The organism is Planomonospora algeriensis (assembly GCF_977012225.1).
In genome coordinates, this window is record NZ_CDRNDK010000751.1 from 1 (window position 1) to 2,015 (window position 2,015).

General features: G+C 75.1%; 2 protein-coding genes. Both read left to right on the forward strand.

Annotated elements, in window-relative coordinates:
- A partial coding sequence (locus ACWJ6R_RS35375) for an O-antigen ligase family protein (RefSeq protein WP_449066386.1) occupies window positions 1–716 on the forward strand: 716 nt, incomplete at its 5' end.
- Between the two features lie 85 nt (window positions 717–801).
- Window positions 802–2,015 (forward strand): lipid II flippase MurJ (locus tag ACWJ6R_RS35380; protein ID WP_449066387.1); only part of this gene is annotated, 1,214 nt, incomplete at its 3' end.

The window sequence follows — 2,015 nt, forward strand, 5'->3', positions numbered from 1 at the left end:
TGCTCCGCCGCGGCCGCCGCCTGCTCGTCGCCGGTTCGGCGGCGGGAGCGGCAGGCCCGGCGGGATCAGCGGGGCCGGAGACCGTCGGACGGCGGCTGACCTCGATCGGCTCGTCGGTCACGCAGCCGGACCGGTCGGTGAGCGACCGCTACGACCTGTGGCGGACCGCCGTGGGGATCTGGCGGGACCACCCCCTCACGGGAGCGGGACCGAGGGGGTTCCCGGCCTTCCGCGACGCCCACGCGCCCCTCGGCCTGTCGTCGGGCAGCGACACCGCCGACCCGGTGAGCGGCTTCCGGCGGCAGCCGCTGCTGTCCCCGCACAACATGTACCTCCTCGTGCTGAGCGAGCAGGGACTGGCCGGGCTCACGGCCTTCTGCCTGTCGCTGGGATCTCTGACGGTCTGGTCGGTCCGCCGCGTCCGCCGCGTCCGCCGCGTCCGCCGCGTCCGCGATGTCCGCAGTGCTCGTGATGTCCGCCGCGTTCGTGATGTCCGCAGGGTTCGCAGCGTCGGCGATATCCGCGCTTTCCGCGGTGTTCACGGTGCCCGCGCTTTTCACGGTGCCCGCGGTGTTCCCGGCGCGGCCCGCCCGCCGTACCCTCCGTCCGGGCCGTTCCCCCCGGACCGCGCCCTGGGGCTGGTCGCGGCGGGCTTCCTGACCTGGCAGCTCATCGACTTCGCCTACTCCGACATCGGCGGCGCGCGACCCTGGTGATGTCCGTGATGCTGGGCCTCGCCCTGCGCTGGGCCGCCTCGGGCGCGCCCGCGGGACCCCTCCCTGCGGACCCCGGGCGGTGCCGATGATCCGGACCGTCCAGCCGAACCGCCCCCGGCCCGGCGCCTCCCCGTTCCTGCGCGCCGCCACCGTCACGGCGGTCCTCGTCGCGCTCGGCTCCCTCCTCGGGTTCACCCGCGACCTCCTCCTCGCCCGGTTCTTCGGCGCGACCCACCGCACGGACGCCTTCCTGCTCGCCTGGACCGTGCCGGAGACGGCGGCGCCGCTGCTCATCGAGGGCGCGATGGCGTTCCTGCTGGTCCCGCTCTTCAGCCGGGCCGTGGAGCGGCGCGACGACATCCAGCGGGTGGTCTCCGCCACACTGCCGCACGTCCTGGCCGCCCTCGTCCTGGTGACCGCCGCGACCTTCCTCGGGGCGCCGCTGCTCGTCGAGGTGCTGGCCCCCGGTTTCGCCGATCCGCACCTGGCCGTGCGGTGCACGCGGATCACCTCGGTCACGGTGCTGCTGTTCGGGCTGGCGGGGTACCTGAGCGCGGCCCTGCGCGCGCACCAGGTGTTCGGCCCGCCGGCGGCGATCTACGTCGCCTACAACGTGGGCATCATCGCGTGCGTCGCCGCCTTCCACGACCGGCTGGGGGTGACCGGCGCGGCGCTCGGGGTGGCGCTGGGCGGCCTGCTCATGGTGGCCGTGCAGACGCCCGCCTTCCTCCGGCACGTCGGGCCGCCCCGCGGGCTGCCGGCGGCGGGGCTGGTCTCCCTGGGCGCGTTCGCGCCGATCGCCGCGTTCACCCTGCTGCGCCAGGGCCAGGTCTACGTGGAGCGGTTCCTCGCCTCCTCGCTCCCGGCCGGCTCCATCTCGCACCTGAACTACGCGCAGAAGATCGCCCAGGTGCCGATGGTGCTCTCGCTCATCGTCGTCACGGTCTCGTTCCCCGCGCTCGTGCGCTCCATCACCGCCGGGGACCTGCCCGCCGCCCGCCGCCGGATCACCGGCGACCTCGGGCTGTCCGGCACGATCGTGCTGGCCGCCGCCGCCTTCCTCGTCGCGTTCTCCCCGGAGATCGTGGCGCTCCTGCTGGAGCAGGGCGAGTTCACCGGGGCGGACACGGAGGCGACCGCGCGGATCATGCGCGTCTACGCGCTGGGGCTGCTCGGCCAGACGGTCGTCGGGGCCGCCTCCAGGGTGTTCTTCTGCTCCGGGCGCCGTCCCGGTATCCCGCCGCCGCCATGGCCGCGGGCCTGGCCGCCACGGCCGCCCTGGCTTCCCTGGCCGTCGCT